Genomic DNA, 16715 nt, shown 5'->3' on the forward strand with positions numbered 1-16715 from the left:
CATCATCTTCGCCGGCCAGCTCACCTTCAGCCGCTCAGGCAGTTGATACCGAAAATACGCTACTCCCTGTCTTTCTACGCTAGACTTTCCTTCATAATAACAGTCACTTGATTTGGTGTTCGGCACGCATCGACTTCGATGCCATGTCGGCAACCAAAATCCTTTGGGGTCAGGTCTTCGCGGTCTTCCTGATCGTCCTCGCCGCCCTGTGGACCGCGACGCAATGGACGGCCGCGGCGCTCGCCTATCAGCCCGAGCTTGGGTCGCCGTGGTTCATGCTCGGCGATTGGCCGGTCTATCCGCCGCCGGCTTTCTTCTGGTGGTGGTTCTCCTTCGACGCCTATGCACCGGAGATATTCCAGATCGGCGCGTTCATCGCCGTGTCGGGCGGGTTCGCCGCGATCGTCGTTGCCATCGGCATGTCGGTCTGGCGCGCGCGCGAACTGAAGAACGCCGAGACCTATGGCTCGGCGCGCTGGGCGACGCGCAGCGAGATCGCCGCCGCCGGGCTGCTCGGGCCGAATGGCGTCATGCTCGGTCGGCTCGGCCGCGACTATCTGCGGCACGACGGTCCCGAGCATGTGCTGTGCTTCGCGCCGACGCGATCGGGCAAGGGCGTGGGGTTGGTGGTGCCAACGCTTCTGACCTGGCCGGGCTCGGCGATCGTCCATGACATCAAGGGCGAGAACTGGCAGCTCACCGCCGGCTTTCGCGCGCAGCACGCGCGGGTGCTGCTGTTCGATCCGACCAACGGCGCATCGGCCGCCTACAATCCGCTGCTCGAAATCCGCAAGGGTGCCTGGGAAGTCCGCGACGTGCAGAACGTCGCCGACGTGCTGGTGGACCCGGAGGGTTCGCTGGAGAAGCGCAACCATTGGGAAAAGACCTCCCATGCCTTGCTGGTCGGCACGATCCTCCATGTGCTCTACGCCGAGGCCGACAAGACGCTGGCTGGCGTCGCCGCCTTCCTGTCCGACCCCCGCCGCCCGATCGAGAGCACGCTATGGGCGATGATGACGACGCCGCATCTGGGCGAGGCGGGCGTCCATCCCGTCGTTGCCTCGGCCGCGCGCGAGCTGCTCAACAAATCGGCCAACGAGCGATCGGGCGTGCTCTCGACCGCGATGTCGTTCCTTGGGCTCTATCGCGATCCCGTCGTGGCGCAGGTCACGCGCACCTGCGAGTGGCGCATAAAGGATTTGGTCGAGGGCGAGCTGCCGGTGACGCTCTACCTCGTCGTGCCGCCCAGCGACATCTCGCGCACCAAGCCCCTCATCCGCCTCATCCTCAACCAGATCGGGCGCCGGCTGACCGAAGACTTGAAGGCGCGGCAGTCGCGCCACCGGCTGCTCTTGATGCTCGACGAGTTTCCCGCGCTGGGGCGGCTCGACTTCTTCGAGAGCGCGCTGGCGTTCATGGCCGGCTACGGCATCCAGAGCTTCCTGATCGCGCAGAGCCTCAATCAGATCGAGAAGGCTTACGGGCCGAACAACGCGATCCTCGACAACTGCCATGTGCGCGTGTCGTTCGCCACCAACGACGAGCGCACCGCCAAGCGCATATCGGACGCGCTCGGCACCGCGACCGAGATGCGGGCGATGAAGAATTACGCCGGGCACCGCCTCTCGCCCTGGCTCGGCCATCTGATGGTATCGCGCTCCGAAACCGCCCGCCAGCTTCTCACCCCCGGCGAGATCATGCAGCTTCCGCCCGACGACGAGATCGTCATGGTCGCGGGCATCCCGCCGATCCGGGCGAAGAAGGTCCGCTACTTCAAGGACCGGCGGTTCACGCAGCGGGTGCTGTCGCCGCCCGATAGCAATGTCGGAGGCGGCCCGTCGCGCCCCGACGACTGGAGCGGCCTGGCGCCGATCGAGGCGCCGCCGATGCCCGAACCGATCGAGCATGATGCGCCGAAGAAGCCGAAGAAGAAAAAGGCCACCAAGAAGGCGGATGCTGAGGACGATGCCGACAATGCGGACCTGCGCCGCGAGCCGGCGTTGGAGCGCCATATAGACATCGCGCCGACGCCCCGGCCTGCGCCCGCCAACGAGTTCGAGCTGGACGAGCCAGACCCCGATAGCGACGCGGCGCGGCAGGCGACGGTGCGCCGCCAGATGCAGCGCGTGGCTCGGCAGGCGTCGCTCGATCCCGAGGATGGCATCGAGCTATGACGACCAAGACGCCACTGTCGGTCTATCTCGACCCGGAGCTGATGCGCGCGCTTGCCGCCTATGCCGACCGGCGGGACAAATCCCGCTCGCTGATCGCCGAGGCCGCCATCGCGTCCTTCCTGTCGCCCGACGCCGATGAGCAGCGCGAGGCCGCCATCGCCAAGCGGCTCGACAAGCTGGACCGGCGCATGACCCGGCTGGAGCGCGACACGGGGATCGGCGTCGAGATGATCGCGCTGTTCGTGCGCTTCTGGCTGTCGAACACCCCGCCGCCGCCCGAGAGCGAGCGGGCCGCGATGCGCCGTCAGGGCGGCGACCGCTACGACGCCTTCATGGAGGCGCTCGGCGGCCGACTCGCGAAGGGTCCGAAGGTCAGACAAGAAATCGGCGAGGACTTTCCACCCCAAGAAGAATGAGCTGACTACGCCAGTTCTTGTCTCTCTACGCCAGACTACGACGACCGCATTTACTTGTTGAAGGACGGTCTTTTCTGTCTCTCTTGATGTGTCCCTGACGCCGGGCGGCGGTTCGCCCGGCCCTCATCAGGGGCTTTTTCTTGACCGTCCATCCCATCCGTTCCGAGGCGAAGACACGCGGCGCGCGGATGCTGCGCACGGCGCTCGGCCCGTCGATCGCCGCCTGGCTCGACGATGCCGCTGTCATCGAGGTGATGCTGAACCCGGACGGGCGGCTGTGGGTCGATCGGCTTGGCGAAGGCATCAGCGACACCGGCATGACGCTGAGCGCCGTCGATGGCGAGCGCATCGTCCGCCTGGTCGCGCACCATGTCGGCGTCGAGGTCCATGCCCGGTCCCCGCGCGTCTCGGCCGAGCTGCCGGAAGGCGGCGAGCGGTTCGAGGGGTTGCTGCCGCCCGTCGTCGCCGCGCCGGCCTTCGCGATCCGCAAGCCCGCCGTCGCGGTGTTCACGCTCGACGACTATGCGGCCGCCGGGATCATGTCGGCGGCCGAGGCGGCGGCGCTGCGCGATGGCGTGCAGACACGCGCCAACATCCTCGTCGCGGGCGGGACCGGCAGCGGCAAGACCACGCTGGTCAACGCGCTGCTCGCCGAGGTGGCGAAGACCACCGACCGCATCGTCCTGATCGAAGACACGCGCGAGCTGCAATGCGCCGCGCCCAACCTCGTCGCCATGCGGACCAAGGATGGCGTCGTCTCGCTGTCCGATCTCGTCCGATCCTCGCTGCGGCTCCGCCCCGACCGCATTCCCATCGGCGAGGTGCGCGGCGCCGAGGCGCTCGACCTTCTCAAAGCCTGGGGCACCGGCCACCCCGGCGGCATCGGCACCATTCACGCCGGGACCGCGCTCGGCGCGCTGCGCCGCATGGAGCAGCTCATCCAGGAGGCCGTCGTCACGGTCCCGCGCGCGCTGCTGGCCGAGACCATCGACCTGATCGCCGTGCTGGTCCGCGACGGGCACGGGCGCCGGCTGACCGAGCTGGCCCGCGTCGCCGGGCTCGACCCCGCGACCGGCGACTACCGCCTCGCACCGCTCACCACCCCCCACCCCGGAGACCTGCCATGATCCATGCCCTTCGGCATGGCGCGCGTCGCGCCATGCTCACCGCCACCGCCAGCGTGATCGCGCTGACCTTCGCCGTTCCGGCCCACGCTGGCGGCTCGTCTATGCCGTGGGAAGCCCCGCTGCAAAGCATCCTCGAAAGCATCGAGGGGCCGGTGGCGAAAATCATCGCCGTCATCATCATCATTATCACCGGCCTCACGCTCGCCTTCGGCGACACGTCGGGAGGCTTTCGCCGCCTCATCCAGATCGTGTTCGGCCTGTCGATCGCCTTCGCCGCGTCGAGCTTCTTCCTGTCGTTCTTCTCGTTCGGCGGCGGGGCGCTGATCGCATGACGGGCGCGGCCGATCCCGTCGAGCCGATCGCCGGCTTCTATGCTCCGGTCCATCGGGCGCTGACCGAGCCGATCCTGCTCGGCGGCGCCCCGCGCGCGCTCGCCATCGTCAACGGCACGCTGGCAGGCGCGATCGGCCTCGGCCTGCGCCTCTGGATCGCCGGCCTCGCCATCTGGGCCATCGGCCACGCGCTCTCGGTATGGGCCGCGCGCCGCGATCCGCAGTTCGTGGACGTGGCTCGCCGGCACCTCCGCTATCCGGCGTGGATGCGGCCATGATGAGCCTGCGCGAATACCGGAATCGCGCCGCCCACCTGGCCGACTTCCTGCCTTGGGCCGCGCTGGTCGGCGAAGGCGTCGTTCTCAACAAGGACGGCAGCTTTCAGAGGACCGCGCGGTTCCGTGGCCCCGATCTCGACAGCGCCACGCCGGCCGAGCTGGTCGCCACCACGGCGCGGCTCAACAACGCGCTCCGCCGGCTGGGATCGGGCTGGGCGATCTTTGTCGAGGCGCAGCGCACGCCCGCGCTCGACTATCCCGAGTCCGATTTTCCCGATCCCGTCTCGGCGCTGGTCGATATGGAGCGGCGCGAACAGTTCCGCGAGGAAGGCGCGCATTTCGAGAGCGCCTATTATCTGACGCTGCTCTGGATGCCGCCGGCCGAGGAAGCCGCGCGCGCCGAAGGCTGGCTCTACGAAGGCCGGTCCACCACCGGCGTCGATCCGTGGGAGTTGCTCAAGGGTTTCACCGATCGCAGCGACCGCGTTCTCAATCTTGTCGAAGGCTTCGTGCCCGAGGTCCGCTGGCTCGATGACGGCGAGACGCTGACCTACCTGCACAGCACGATCTCGACCCGCCGCCAGCGCGTGCGCGTCCCCGAGACGCCGATGCACCTCGACGCGCTGCTCGCCGACGAGCCGCTGACCGGCGGGCTCGAACCGCGCCTGGGCGACCATCATCTCCGCACGCTGACGATCACGGGATTCCCGAGCGTCACGTTCCCTGGCCTGCTCGACGAGCTGAACCGGCTCGCCTTCGAGTATCGCTGGGCGACCCGCGCGATCATGCTCGACAAGACCGACGCGACCAAGCTGCTCACGCGGATCAGACGGCAATGGTTCGCCAAGCGCAAGTCGGTTGCCGCGATCCTCAAGGAAGTGATGACCAACGAGGCGTCCACGCTGCTCGACAGCGACGCCTCCAACAAGGCCGCCGACGCAGACACCGCCTTGCAGGAGCTGGGCGCCGATTATGCCGGCATGGCCTACGTCACCGCCACGGTGACGGTGTGGGACCGCGATCCCGCCGTTGCCGCAGAGAAGCTGCGGCTGGTCGAGAAGGTCATCCAGGGCCGCGACTTCACCGTCATTCCCGAGGGGATGAACGCCGTGGAAGCGTGGCTCGGCTCGCTCCCCGGCCACACTTACGCCAACGTCCGGCAACCGCCGATCTCCACCATCAATCTCGCCCACCTGATCCCCCTATCAGCAGTATGGGCGGGGCCGGAACGGGACGAGCACTTCGGACAACCCCCCTTGCTCTACGGCAGGACCGAAGGCTCGACCCCGTTCCGGTTTTCCCTTCACCCCGATGGCAGCGATGTCGGGCACACGCTGATCGTCGGCCCGACCGGCGCCGGAAAGTCGGTGCTGCTCGCACTGATGGCGATGCAATTCCGCCGCTACGAGAACGCCCAGGTCTTTGCGTTCGACTTCGGCGGCTCGATCCGCGCCGCCGCCATCGCCTGTGGCGGGGACTGGCAGGATCTCGGCGGCGGGCTGTCTGATGACAGCGACGGTGGCGTCCAGTTGCAGCCGCTCGCCCATATCGACGATCCGGCCGAACGCGCCTGGGCGGCCGAATGGCTGGCGGCGATCCTTGCCAGCGAAGGCGTTGCGGTCGATCCCCAGGCCAAGGAGCATATCTGGTCGGCGCTCGGATCGCTCGCCAGCGCACCGCCCGCCGAACGCACGCTGACAGGGCTCGCGGTCCTGTTGCAGAGCCAGCAGCTCAAGCAGGCGCTCGCGCCCTATTGCATCGGCGGGCCGTGGGGCCGGCTGCTCGACGCCGAGGCCGAGCGGCTGGGCGAAGCCGACATGCAAGCCTTCGAGACCGAGGGGCTGGTCGGCGCCGGCTCGGCCGCCGCGGTGCTCTCCTATCTGTTCCACCGGATCGAAGGGCGGCTGGACGGCTCGCCGACGCTCATCATCATCGACGAGGGCTGGCTGGTCCTCGACAGCCCGGACTTCGCCGCGCAGCTCCGCGAGTGGCTGAAGACCTTGCGCAAGCGCAATGCCAGCGTCGTCTTCGCGACGCAGAGCCTCGCCGACATCGAGACGTCGAGCATCGCGCCGGCCATCATCGAGTCCTGCCCGACGCGCATCTTCCTACCGAACGAGCGCGCGGCCGAGCCGCAGATCGCGGCGATCTACGAGCGGTTCGGCTTGAACGCCCGGCAGATCGAAATCCTCAGCCGGGCAACGCCCAAGCGGGATTATTACTGTCAAAGCAGGCGCGGCAATCGCCTGTTCGAGCTGGGGCTGGGTGAGGTCGCGCTGACCTTTACCGCCGCGTCGTCGAAGACCGACCAGCTCGCCATCGCCGACATCATCGAAACCCACGGGGCACCCGCGTTCGCAGCCGAATGGCTGCGCCATCGCGGCTGCGCCTGGGCCGTCGAGCTTCTTCCCCCCAGCCAGCAGGAGTTACCTCTATGACGGGATTCCCCCTGCGCCGCGCCATCCTGGCCGGCGTCCTCGCCAGCGCGGCCGTCGTGCCGATGATCGCGCCCATGCCAGCCTACGCGCAGTTCGGCGGCATCGTCTATGACCCGACCAATTACGCGCAGAACGTGCTGACGGCCGCGCGGTCGCTCCAGCAGATCAACAATCAGATCCAGCAAATCCAGCAAGGAGCCACGAGCCTCATCAACGAGGCCCGCAACCTCACCTCGCTGCCGTTCTCCTCGCTTCAGCAGCTCCAGCAACAGGTGCAGCGCACCCAGCAGCTTCTCTCCGAGGCCCAGCGCATCGCCTACGACGTGCAGGACATCCAGCAGGCGTTCAACGGCCGCTACAAGGGCGCGGCGCTGACCGGCGATCACGCGCAGATGGTCGCCAACGCCAATGCCCGCTGGGAGGATAGCGTCGGCGCGTTCCAAGACGCCCTGCAGGTGCAGGCCGGCGTCGTCGGCAACATCGAAGGCACGCGCACGACGATGGACAGCCTGGTCTCGGCCAGCCAGTCCGCAACGGGCGCGCTCCAGGCGGCACAGGCGGGCAACCAGCTTCTCGCCCTGCAATCGCAGCAGCTCGCGGACCTCACCGCCGCCGTTGCGGCGCAGGGCCGGGCGCAGGCGCTGCAATCCGCCCGCCAGGCGGCCGAAGAAGCCGAGGGCCGCGAGCGGTTCCGCCGCTTCATGGGCAACTGAGACGCCCGATGTCGCGCACGGCGAAGATCGCAGGGGTGGCGGCGCTGGCCGGGCTGATGATGACGGTAGCGATCGTCGCCGCCGTCCAGCCCGATGACCCTGTGCCCGCGCCGCCGCTCATCCTGCCGGCGGATGAAGGCCAGGCCAGGCTCGCCCGCGAGCTGGACCGCTGCGCCTCGCTGACCATGCCGGACAGCGCCTGCGAAGCGGCCTGGGCCGCCAATCGTCGTCGCTTCTTCCGCCAGGACGAGTCCGCGCCCGCGACGGAGCGGGGCGGCGACATGGCGCCGGACGAAGGCGTCCGGCCATGAACGACACCGGCGTTATCGACAATTTCCTGGGTGTCTTCACCGGCTACATCGACAGCGGATTCGGGCTGCTCGGCGGCGAGGTCGCGTTCCTCTCGACCACGCTGATCGCCATCGACGTGACGCTCGCCGGTCTGTTCTGGGCCTGGGGCGCGGATGAGGACGTGTTGCAACGCCTCGTCAAGAAGACGCTCTACATCGGCACCTTCGCCTTCATCATCGGCAATTTCTCGCTGCTCGCGACCATCGTGTTCGAGAGCTTCGCCGGGCTCGGCCTCCAGGCCAGCGGCGGCGCCATGACGATCGACGAGTTCATGAAGCCCGGCACGATCGCGGCGAAGGGGCTCGAAGCCGCCAAACCGCTGCTCGATGCGGCGGGGCAGTTCTCCAGCCTTTGGGCCGTGTTCTCGAACCTCGCGCTGATCCTCGTGCTGCTGCTCGCCTGGGTGATCGTGGTGCTCGCCTTCTTCATCATCGCCGTGCAGGTCTTCATCACGCTGATCGAGTTCAAGCTGGTGACGCTCGCCGGCTTCGTCCTGCTGCCGTTCGCGTTCTTCAACAAGACTGCCTTCATGGCCGAGCGTGTGCTGGGCCATGTCGTCTCGACCGGCATCAAGGTGCTGGTGCTGGCGGTCATCACCGGCATCGGCACCACGCTGTTCAGCCAGTTCACCGGCGCAGCCCTCGGCCCTGCGCCCGACATCAATCAGGTCATGGCCATCGCGCTCGCCGCGCTGTCGCTCCTGGGCCTATCGATCTTCGGTCCCGGCATCGCCAACGGCATCGTCTCGGGCGGCCCGCAGCTCGGCGCGGGTGCGGCGGCCGGGACCGCGCTGGCCGCAGGCGGCGCGCTGGTCGGCGGCGCGGCCGCGGCACGGCTTGGCGTCGGGGCGGCCGGGTCCGCCCTCGGCGCAGCCGGTCGGATGACCGGCGCCGCTGCGCGTGGCGGCGCTCAGATGGCAGGCGGCGCGACCAGCGCCTACAGCCTCGGTTCGTTTGGCAAGAGCGGCGCGGGCGCTGTCGCGGGCGGCATGGCCGCGATCGGCCAGGCGGCGGCGGGAAGCGCGGCGAACGCTGCCCTCTCGCCCTTGCGCAAGGCGGCCGCCAAGGGCGGCGCGGCGATGAAGGCCAATTTCCGCTCGGGCGCTCGCGCCGGGTTCACCGCCACCGGCGGCACGATCACCGGCGGACCCGCATCCGCCGCCCCGGCGGCCGCAACCGCTGGCGGTTCCGCACCGGCCGGCACGTCGGCCCAACCCGCATGGGCCGCCGCGATGAAACGCCGCCAGTCCGTCAGCCACGGCGCGACCGTGCTCGCCCACACCATGAAGGCCGGCGACAGCCACGGCGGCGGCGGCGGTCCCGACATCAAAGAGAAGGACTGATCCTCCATGTTCCGACGCCCCACTATCCGCTACGGCCAGACGCCCGAACCCACGACACCTTATCAGCGTGCAGCCCAGCTATGGGACGACCGCATTGGCGCCGCGCGTGTTCAGGCAAGGAACTGGCGCCTCGCCTTCTTTGGCGCGCTGGCGCTCTCCGGCGGTCTTGCCGCCGGTATCGTGTGGCAATCGGCGCGCGGGCATATCGTGCCCTGGGTGGTGCAGGTCGATCGGCTGGGCGAGGCCCAGGCCGTCGCTCCCGCCGAAGCCGGCTACCGTCCCACCGATCCGCAGATCGCGTTCCACCTCGCCCGCTTCATCGAGCAGGTCCGCGCGATCCCGGCCGATCCGGTGATCGTTCGCCAGAACTGGCTGCGCGCCTATGATTTCACGACCGACAAGGGGGCGTTGGCGCTCAACGACTACGCCCGCGCCAATGATCCGTTCGCCAATGTCGGGCGGGTGCAGGTGGCGGTGGACGTGTCGAGCGTGATCCGCGCGTCGCCCGACAGCTTTCGCGTGGCCTGGACGGAGCGCCGCTATCAGGACGGGAGCCTCGCCGCCACCGAACGCTGGTCGGCCATTCTCACCATCGTCGTGCAACCGCCGCGCACGCCCGACGCGCTGCGCAAGAACCCGCTTGGCGTCTTCGTCAATGCCCTCAACTGGTCAAAGGAGCTGTCGCAATGATGCCTACGCCTTTCCGTCGCGCCGCTTCGGCGGCCTTGCTCGTCTCCGGCGCCGCGCTTGCCGGCTGCGCCACCACATCGGCGAAGCCGCCGGCCATTACCTATGACGATCCGCCGCGCGAGATCGCGGCGACGCCCGCACCGGAACCGCCGCGCGCGGTCGAGGTGGTGACGATTCCTGAGCCGCTGCCGCTCCCCGGCCAATTGAAGCCGGTGACGGACAGCGCGCCAACTTCCGAGCCTACCGATCCGCGTCGCCGTGTCGGCGCGGCCAATGCCGCCGCCCGCGTGCAGCCCACCCGCGACGGCTATGTGAACGCCATCCAGCAATATCCCTGGACGCAGGGCGCGCTCTATCAGGTCTATGCCGCGCCCGGCCAGGTGACGGACATCGCCTTGCAGGAAGGCGAGCAGCTCGTGGGTCCGGGGCCGGTCGCGGCCGGCGATACCGTGCGCTGGATCATCGGCGATACGGTGAGCGGCAGCGGGGCGACGGCGCGCGTGCATATCCTCGCGAAGCCGACCCGGCCCGACATCAGCACGAATCTGGTCATCAACACCGACCGGCGCACCTATCACATCGAACTGCGCGCCACGGCTTCGACCTACATGGCGTCGGTCTCGTGGGCCTATCCGCAGGACGCGCTGATCGCGCTGGCAGGCCGCAACGCGGCGGCCGCAGCCGCCGCGCCGGCGGCGACCGGCGTGAACGTGTCCGCGCTCAATTTCCGCTACCGCATCGAAGGCGACCGCGTGCCGTGGAAACCCGTTCGCGCCTTTGACGATTCCGCGCAGGTGTTCATCGAGTTTCCGGCCGGGATCTCGCAGGGCGAGATGCCGCCCCTGTTCGTGACCGGCGCGGCCGGCGATGCCGAGCTGGTCAATTACCGCGTGCAGGGCCGCTACATGGTCGTGGACCGGATGTTCGCCGCCGCCGAGCTGCGCCTGGGCGACCGGCGCAGCGAGCAGCGCGTCCGCATCGTGCGTGACGATGGGCGCAGGGGGCGGCCGTGACCGATCCCGCCGGCAATTCCCCGCCCGAGGCGGCCACACCGCAAGCGTCGCGTTCCGACCCGCAAGCCTTCCAGCTTCGCGGCGACCCGCCCCGCGTCATGCGGCTCTCGCGCAAGGCGCTGGCCGTCATGGGCGTCGCCGCCGGCCTCGGCATCGGCGGTTCGCTGATCTACGCGCTCAAGCCGCCCGGCGAGAAGGAGGCCAAGGAACTCTACAGCACCGACAGCCGCGCCACGTCCGAGACGATCACGTCGGGGCCGAAGGATTATGGTCAGGCGCCGAAACTCGGCCCGCCACTTCCCGGCGACCTCGGCGGCCCGATCGTCTCGGCCCAGCAGCGCGGCGAGAATGTCCCGGTCCCGCCGGTCGGCGCCCAGCCCGATCCGCGCGCCCAGGCCGAGGAAGCCGCTCGCCAGCGCGCCCAGCAGGAACGCGACGCCGCCCGCATGAGCGGCGTGTTCTTGGGTGGCAGCAGCGCCGGGGCCGCTGCGATGCCGTCTCTGCCGAACCTCGCAATGACAGCGCCCGATGATGTCGCTCCGCAGCCCCCAGGACAATCAGATGGCTCGGCCGCGCAGGGCGACCAGGCTGCCAAGCGGGCCTTCATGGCGCAGGCGTCGAGTCAGCGCACGGTGAGCGTCGAGCGCCTGACCGCGCCGGCCTCGCCCAACATTGTGCAGGCCGGCAGCATCATCCCGGCCGCGCTCATCACCGGCATCCGTTCGGACCTTCCCGGTCAGATAACTGCCCAGGTGACGGCCAACGTCTATGACAGCCCCACGGGCCGCATCCTGCTCATTCCGCAAGGCGCCCGGCTGATCGGCGAATATGACAGCGAGATCGCCGCCGGACAGACCCGCGTGCTGCTCGCCTGGGATCGGCTTATCCTGCCGGACGGCCGCTCGATCGTTCTCGAGCGCCAGCCCGGCGCCGATGCGGCCGGATATGCCGGCCTGCAGGATCGCGTGAACCAGCATTGGGGAAACCTGCTTAAGGCCGCGGCCGTCTCGACGCTGCTCGGCGTCGGCGTGGAACTGAGCGCGGATAGCGAGGACGACCTCACTCGCGCGCTGCGGCGGGGAAGCCAGGACACCATCAACCAGACCGGCCAGCAGATCGTTCGGCGACAGCTCAACGTGCAGCCGACGCTCACCGTCCGGCCGGGGCATCCGTTGCGCGTGGTCATCACGCGCGACCTGGTGCTTGAACCGATCGGAACGACACGATGACGAAATTGAAGTTGGGGCCGCTGGCCGACGACCGCCCGGTCAAGATCAGCGTGGAGCTGCCCGCAGTCGTGCATCGCGATCTTGTCGCCTATGCCGCCGCGCTCGCGGCCGAGACCGGAGGATCGCCGGTCCCGCCTGACAAGCTGGTCGCGCCGATGCTCACCCGGTTCATGGAAACCGACAGGGCCTTTCGCCGGCACCGCGCGCAGGGGAGGTGAGCGCGCGCCGCGCGCCGTCAGTTGCCCATGAACTTCTTGAAACGCTCCCGGCCTTCCGCCTCGATCACGGCCTGCTCGGCGTTGGCGCACTCGTCGCCGCGCGCCATTCCTTCCGCGCATTGCGCCACGACCTGCCGCGCTTCATCGAGATGCGCCGCGAAATACTGCTTCCCGCGCGGCTCAGCCGACGCCGGAGCGGCGGCACGCGGGCCGGTGACGATCGCCGTCCGCTCGACGGGCACGATCACCGGACGGAGGACGAAACCGGCCCCGAACCCGATGATGAGCGTGACCAGCACGATGATGAGTGTCTTTCCTTGCGTCATGATGGCTCCTTTCCCGGTTGCTGAAACGGCGGCTGCGGTCCAGGCACGGATGGCAGCGAATAGCGGATCGCCACGAAATCGAGGAAGCGGCGCAGGACGGCGTTCTCATTATCCTCACGCCAGTAGCCGGAGAATCCCACGCGGGCATGGCCGTTAGCGTCGTGGATCTCGCGGAAGATCACTCCTGGCACTTGGATACCAAGCGCCGATTCCGCGACGATCGAGATATGCCCGCCGAGCGCAATGGCGCTCAGCACTGTATCTCGCCCGATGTCGTCCATGTCGATCGCCAACGAGTTGCCGGGCAACCCGAGCTTCCCCAAGAGCATGTTTCGCGTTTCCGGGCCGGGATCTCGCTCGGTCAGTAGAAACTGCTCACCTTCAAGATCGGACCAATGGATGCGCTCATACACAGCCAGCGGATGACCTTCCGGCATCGCAACTAACAAGCGCTCGCTCCAAAATGGACACCTGGCCATTCCCGAATAGATCGTTTCTCCGGTCATTATAGCGATGTCGAGGAGCCCACTTTCGATCCCGGCTAGGAGCATGTCGCGGTCGCGTTCAAAGCCGCGCACACGCACGTCAGGATAGCGCTCGTGAAACTCGCTTAGAGTCGCCCGCAGATTGCCGGCTGAGAACGAGGTATAGAAGCCAATACCTAGCTTGCCAGCGTGGCCGCTCTGCGTCGCTCGCACCCAGGCGTTTAGTTCCTCGAACTCTCCGACTATTCGCTGTGCGGTGCGCAAGTAAGTTTTTCCGTTCGGCGTCAGCGTGGCGCCTCGTGTCCTGCGATCGAACAGCGCCATACCAAGCCTTTTCTCAACGGTGAGAATATGTCGGCTGAGAGTGGCTTGTTTAATGTTCAGGTTGCGTGCCGCGCGGCTAAAGCTGCCCGCATGTGCCGCAGCAATCAGGTATCGAAGCTGGCGCAGCTCTATCATCACGCCGGTTCAGCCGTTGAATGGAGTGAGATCACTTCGACACTCAGGGTTCGATCCCGATAGGCCAACAATCGCAGGGCATTAAACACGACGAGCAACGTCGATCCTTCATGCACCGCCACTGCCGGCCCAATGCCAAGTCCGAGGATCGTTGCCGGCACCAGGAAAGCGACGATGCCGAGGCTGACGAACACATTCTGCCGGATTACGGAACGGGTGGTTCGGCTGAGTCCCACCGCGAAAGGCAAATGCGAGAGATCGTCGGCCATGAGTGCAACATCGGCCGTCTCAAGGGCAACGTCGGAACCTGCGGCGCCCATGGCGATCCCCACCGTCGCGCTCGCCATGGCCGGTGCATCATTGACGCCATCGCCGACCATGGCGACCTTGGTTTCGGCGCGGAGCTTTTTGATCGCCTCGACCTTGTCCTCCGGCATGAGATCGCCCCATGCCTCGTCGAGCCCTACTTCCCGCGCAATCGCCTCGGCTGCCTTCTGATGGTCGCCTGAGATCATGATCATGCGTTTGATGCCGATCTCGTGCAGCCGCTTGAGCGCTGCCTTGGCCGTCTCCCGAGGCGTGTCGAGCAGGCCGATCGCACCTAGGTCGCGATCATCCCGCCGCACGACCATGCTGGTCTGCCCGCCCTCGCGCAATTGCGCGATTGCCTCGGCCATCGCCGGGGACAGCGGCGCAATACCATCGGCGCCGAACATCTCGGCCTTGCCGATGAGAACCTCGTCCTCACCGACAAGAGCCGAGACGCCGCGACCCGTCAGGCTCTTCAGGTTTTCGGCCTGCGGGATGGGGTGTTCGCCGCTATGGTCCCGGCCGTCTCGGGCAATAGCCTGCGCCAGAGGGTGGTCGCTCAGGCTTTCGACGGCGACCGCGATCGCCAGCAATTCTTCCTTCGCTACTCCCGGTGCTGGGATGATCTGCTGGATGCGCGGCTCTCCCTTGGTGAGCGTGCCAGTCTTGTCGAAAGCGATCGCATCGAGCGAGCCAAGCAGTTCGAGCGGCGCACCTCCCTTGACGAGGACGCCGCCCCGCGCAGCGCGCGCGACGCCAGAGAGGACCGCGCTCGGGGTGGCGATGGCGAGCGCACAGGGGCTGGCGGCGACCAGCACTGCCATGGCGCGGTAGAAGCTGTCGCGGAACGGTTCGTCGACCACCACCCAGGCGAACAGCAGCACGACCGCCAGCACGAGAACGAGCGGCACGAAAATCCGCTCGAAGCGGTCGGTGAAACGCTGCGTCGGTGACTTCTGCGTCTCCGCTTCGCTTACCATCTTGACCACCTTGGCAAGCGTGCTTTCGCTCGACAGGCGCGTCACCTCGATCTCGATGAGCCCGCTGCCGTTGATCGTGCCGGCAAAGACCCGGTTCGCCGCATCGACCCGATCGGGATTGGCGCGCGCTGCCGCGTCGTCCATCACAGGCTGCTTGTCGACGGGAATGCTCTCGCCGGTCACTGGCGCCTGGTTGATGCTGGATGTGCCCTTGATCACAAAGCCGTCGGCCGCCACGCGCGCATCCGGTTTCACGATCACGGTATCGCCGACCTTCAGGTCATCGACCGAGATTTCCTCCATGGTGCCGTCCGGCCGCCGGACGGTGGCAGTGCGCGGCGCGAGTTCGGCCAGCGCCTCGATCGCCCGCTTGGCGCGGCCCATGGCATAGTGCTCCAGCGCGTGGCCGAGGCTGAACAGGAACAACAACAGCGCGCCTTCGGCGAAAGCGCCGAGCGCCGCCGCGCCGGCCGCCGCGACGAGCATGAGCGTGTCGATCTCGAATTTGCGCAGCCTGAGATTGTCGATCGCCTCACGCAGGGTGAAGAAGCCGCCGAAGAAATAGGCGACGATATAGAGCGCAGTCGGGAGCCAGCCCGGCGCCGCCGCGACGAGCTTCTCGACGGCGAAGCCGATGCCGAGCAGAGCGCCGCAGGTAAGCGCAAAGATCAGCTCAGTGTTGGGGCCAAGAAAGGCGCCATGATCATGGTCGTGACCGTCGCCTTTCGTATGCGCGGCCTTCGCGTCATCGGCGCCATGGTCGTGTCCTGCATGCGTATCTTCGGGAGAATACACCAGCGTCCGTCTCGTCTGACTGACCCCCAGCTTTGCGAGCGCGTGGAGGATTTCCCGTTCCGAAACCTGTTCCCGATCGAACTCCACGCGCACCATTCCAGCGGCATTGGTATCGGCTTCGAGCACGCCCGGCAGGGCTTGCAATCGCGCGCTGACGGTTCGCGCCTTTCTCTGGTGGCGGATTCCTTTGACCGGCCACAGCACATGGCCATATCGCTCGGCGATGGCAGCGCCTGCGGCTTGCGCGATGTCGCGGATGCGGCCCAGGGTAAGGGTTTCGCGATCATAGTGGATGCAGAGCAGGGCCGGCTTGTCCCCTTCAGCCGGAACGATATGCGCCTTTTCGATCCCTGGCCGCGCCGCAAGATTGGCTGTCAGCCGCTCGACACAGGCGTCGTTGGCGTCCGGGATTTCGGGAAGGATGAGCGGTATATCGAGCTGTAGCTTTTGCGACATGGGATTTCCTCTGATGGATTCGGGACATGGCAGCGCTTGCGCCACGAAGGGCGACGGCGGGCCTTTAGGGAGGCGGTTGCCCGACCCGTTCCGAGCTGTCCCGGCGGCAGATTTGCGATGGAGCCTCGGCGCGAAGGATCACGATCGCGTTATCCGAGATCGCGAGGTTCGCGTAGTCGCCGAAATACGTGACTCCGGCGGCCGGGGCGGTCAGGCGCTCGGCTTTGCCATCCGGCAAGGTAGCGAGATTGATCGTCAGGCCGTCCCCGACAAACTCAACGCTTACTTTCCTCCCGCCCTCGCACGTAAAGATGTGCGTTCCGACCAAGCGCGACGCGCGACTGGTCTTTTCAGCCTCAGTCTCAGGTGAGCAACCCGAGCTGACGGCCAGCAGAAAGATGCCCGAGAGGAACACGCGCGTCGGGCATCCCCGATTGTGCGGCCTCGAATAAGGTGTCTCGCACAGATACGGGCGGCTGCAATCTGTCGCCGTGAACGCCTTGGAAAGACGCTCACGGCGCGGACCCTTCTCGCACAAGCAAGCAAAGGGGGCATTGCCTTGTGGGGGGTCGATCAATGTCATG

At 67.4% G+C, this 16715-nt stretch carries 17 protein-coding genes; 13 read left to right on the plus strand and 4 right to left on the minus strand.

The window, feature by feature from the left end; translation table 11 throughout:
• The first annotated feature begins 143 nt into the window (after nucleotides 1-143).
• The 13 genes from U8326_RS14190 to U8326_RS14250 all read left to right on the plus strand — a co-directional run bounded on the left by U8326_RS14190 (nucleotide 144) and on the right by U8326_RS14250 (nucleotide 12321).
• Nucleotides 144-2174, plus strand: coding sequence for a conjugal transfer protein TraG (locus U8326_RS14190; protein WP_324740996.1), 2031 nt, complete (start codon nucleotides 144-146; stop codon nucleotides 2172-2174).
• The gene (locus U8326_RS14195) at nucleotides 2171-2590 is read left to right on the plus strand and encodes a CopG family ribbon-helix-helix protein (protein WP_324740997.1); all 420 of its coding nucleotides are present in this window, start codon (nucleotides 2171-2173) and stop codon (nucleotides 2588-2590) included. Before U8326_RS14190 ends, U8326_RS14195 begins: the two co-directional genes overlap by 4 nt.
• 140 nt (nucleotides 2591-2730) lie before the next feature.
• The gene (trbB, locus tag U8326_RS14200) at nucleotides 2731-3717 is read left to right on the plus strand and encodes a P-type conjugative transfer ATPase TrbB (protein ID WP_324740998.1); all 987 of its coding nucleotides are present in this window, start codon (nucleotides 2731-2733) and stop codon (nucleotides 3715-3717) included.
• Complete coding sequence (locus U8326_RS14205; RefSeq protein WP_062062644.1) at nucleotides 3714-4049, plus strand: TrbC/VirB2 family protein; 336 nt, start codon at nucleotides 3714-3716, stop codon at nucleotides 4047-4049. Before trbB ends, U8326_RS14205 begins: the two co-directional genes overlap by 4 nt.
• Nucleotides 4046-4327 (plus strand): VirB3 family type IV secretion system protein, encoded by a 282-nt coding sequence (locus U8326_RS14210; protein WP_010127353.1) that lies wholly within the window; start codon nucleotides 4046-4048, stop codon nucleotides 4325-4327. The genes U8326_RS14205 and U8326_RS14210 overlap by 4 nt, the downstream gene beginning before the upstream one ends.
• Nucleotides 4324-6765 (plus strand): conjugal transfer protein TrbE, encoded by a 2442-nt coding sequence (gene trbE / locus U8326_RS14215; protein WP_324741000.1) that lies wholly within the window; start codon nucleotides 4324-4326, stop codon nucleotides 6763-6765. The genes U8326_RS14210 and trbE overlap by 4 nt, the downstream gene beginning before the upstream one ends.
• Nucleotides 6762-7478 carry a P-type conjugative transfer protein TrbJ gene (gene trbJ / locus U8326_RS14220; RefSeq protein WP_324741001.1) on the plus strand — a complete coding sequence of 239 codons (717 nt, stop codon included), beginning with the start codon at nucleotides 6762-6764 and terminating at the stop codon, nucleotides 7476-7478. The genes trbE and trbJ overlap by 4 nt, the downstream gene beginning before the upstream one ends.
• 8 nt (nucleotides 7479-7486) lie before the next feature.
• The gene (trbK-alt, locus tag U8326_RS14225) at nucleotides 7487-7789 is read left to right on the plus strand and encodes a putative entry exclusion protein TrbK-alt (RefSeq protein WP_324741002.1); all 303 of its coding nucleotides are present in this window, start codon (nucleotides 7487-7489) and stop codon (nucleotides 7787-7789) included.
• On the plus strand, nucleotides 7786-9171 hold the full coding sequence (trbL, locus tag U8326_RS14230; RefSeq protein WP_324741004.1) for a P-type conjugative transfer protein TrbL: 1386 nt from the start codon (nucleotides 7786-7788) through the stop codon (nucleotides 9169-9171). The genes trbK-alt and trbL overlap by 4 nt, the downstream gene beginning before the upstream one ends.
• A 6-nt stretch (nucleotides 9172-9177) precedes the next feature.
• Complete coding sequence (gene trbF, locus U8326_RS14235) at nucleotides 9178-9861, plus strand: conjugal transfer protein TrbF (protein WP_324741005.1); 684 nt, start codon at nucleotides 9178-9180, stop codon at nucleotides 9859-9861.
• Entirely contained in the window at nucleotides 9858-10874 is a 1017-nt protein-coding gene (gene trbG / locus U8326_RS14240; RefSeq protein ID WP_324741007.1) for a P-type conjugative transfer protein TrbG, read from the plus strand. The genes trbF and trbG overlap by 4 nt, the downstream gene beginning before the upstream one ends.
• Nucleotides 10871-12103 (plus strand): TrbI/VirB10 family protein, encoded by a 1233-nt coding sequence (locus tag U8326_RS14245; protein WP_324741009.1) that lies wholly within the window; start codon nucleotides 10871-10873, stop codon nucleotides 12101-12103. Before trbG ends, U8326_RS14245 begins: the two co-directional genes overlap by 4 nt.
• A complete protein-coding gene (locus U8326_RS14250; protein WP_324741011.1) occupies nucleotides 12100-12321 on the plus strand; it encodes a DUF2274 domain-containing protein in 222 nt (73 codons plus the stop codon). Before U8326_RS14245 ends, U8326_RS14250 begins: the two co-directional genes overlap by 4 nt.
• Before the next feature lie 17 nt (nucleotides 12322-12338).
• Here the strand turns inward: U8326_RS14250 and U8326_RS14255 are convergent, their stop codons facing one another.
• The 4 genes from U8326_RS14255 to U8326_RS14270 form a co-directional block, all read right to left on the minus strand.
• Nucleotides 12339-12647, minus strand: coding sequence for a hypothetical protein (locus tag U8326_RS14255; RefSeq protein WP_324741014.1), 309 nt, complete (start codon nucleotides 12645-12647; stop codon nucleotides 12339-12341).
• Complete coding sequence (locus U8326_RS14260) at nucleotides 12644-13591, minus strand: LysR family transcriptional regulator (protein ID WP_324743623.1); 948 nt, start codon at nucleotides 13589-13591, stop codon at nucleotides 12644-12646. The genes U8326_RS14255 and U8326_RS14260 overlap by 4 nt, the downstream gene beginning before the upstream one ends.
• A complete protein-coding gene (locus tag U8326_RS14265) occupies nucleotides 13591-16131 on the minus strand; it encodes a heavy metal translocating P-type ATPase (protein WP_324741015.1) in 2541 nt (846 codons plus the stop codon). The genes U8326_RS14260 and U8326_RS14265 overlap by 1 nt, the downstream gene beginning before the upstream one ends.
• Nucleotides 16132-16195: 64 nt before the next feature.
• Nucleotides 16196-16714 carry a hypothetical protein gene (locus tag U8326_RS14270; protein WP_324741016.1) on the minus strand — a complete coding sequence of 173 codons (519 nt, stop codon included), beginning with the start codon at nucleotides 16712-16714 and terminating at the stop codon, nucleotides 16196-16198.
• Nucleotide 16715: the final 1 nt, after the last annotated feature.

The sequence above is a fragment of the Tsuneonella sp. CC-YZS046 genome (assembly GCF_035581365.1).
Lineage (GTDB): Bacteria > Pseudomonadota > Alphaproteobacteria > Sphingomonadales > Sphingomonadaceae > JAWKXU01.

What these genes read in the sequence shown, in the direction of transcription:
- trbG (WP_324741007.1), top strand. Translation starts at nt 9,858, where the DNA reads ATGATGCCTACGCCTTTCCGTCGCGCCGCTTCGGCGGCCTTGCTCGTC.
- trbE (WP_324741000.1), top strand. Translation starts at nt 4,324, where the DNA reads ATGATGAGCCTGCGCGAATACCGGAATCGCGCCGCCCACCTGGCCGAC.
- trbL (WP_324741004.1), top strand. Translation starts at nt 7,786, where the DNA reads ATGAACGACACCGGCGTTATCGACAATTTCCTGGGTGTCTTCACCGGC.
- U8326_RS14250 (WP_324741011.1), top strand. Translation starts at nt 12,100, where the DNA reads ATGACGAAATTGAAGTTGGGGCCGCTGGCCGACGACCGCCCGGTCAAG.
- trbK-alt (WP_324741002.1), top strand. Translation starts at nt 7,487, where the DNA reads ATGTCGCGCACGGCGAAGATCGCAGGGGTGGCGGCGCTGGCCGGGCTG.
- U8326_RS14195 (WP_324740997.1), top strand. Translation starts at nt 2,171, where the DNA reads ATGACGACCAAGACGCCACTGTCGGTCTATCTCGACCCGGAGCTGATG.
- U8326_RS14190 (WP_324740996.1), top strand. Translation starts at nt 144, where the DNA reads ATGTCGGCAACCAAAATCCTTTGGGGTCAGGTCTTCGCGGTCTTCCTG.
- trbF (WP_324741005.1), top strand. Translation starts at nt 9,178, where the DNA reads ATGTTCCGACGCCCCACTATCCGCTACGGCCAGACGCCCGAACCCACG.
- U8326_RS14265 (WP_324741015.1), bottom strand. Translation starts at nt 16,131, where the DNA reads ATGTCGCAAAAGCTACAGCTCGATATACCGCTCATCCTTCCCGAAATC.
- U8326_RS14260 (WP_324743623.1), bottom strand. Translation starts at nt 13,591, where the DNA reads ATGATAGAGCTGCGCCAGCTTCGATACCTGATTGCTGCGGCACATGCG.
- U8326_RS14205 (WP_062062644.1), top strand. Translation starts at nt 3,714, where the DNA reads ATGATCCATGCCCTTCGGCATGGCGCGCGTCGCGCCATGCTCACCGCC.
- U8326_RS14255 (WP_324741014.1), bottom strand. Translation starts at nt 12,647, where the DNA reads ATGACGCAAGGAAAGACACTCATCATCGTGCTGGTCACGCTCATCATC.
- trbJ (WP_324741001.1), top strand. Translation starts at nt 6,762, where the DNA reads ATGACGGGATTCCCCCTGCGCCGCGCCATCCTGGCCGGCGTCCTCGCC.
- U8326_RS14270 (WP_324741016.1), bottom strand. Translation starts at nt 16,714, where the DNA reads ATGACATTGATCGACCCCCCACAAGGCAATGCCCCCTTTGCTTGCTTG.
- U8326_RS14210 (WP_010127353.1), top strand. Translation starts at nt 4,046, where the DNA reads ATGACGGGCGCGGCCGATCCCGTCGAGCCGATCGCCGGCTTCTATGCT.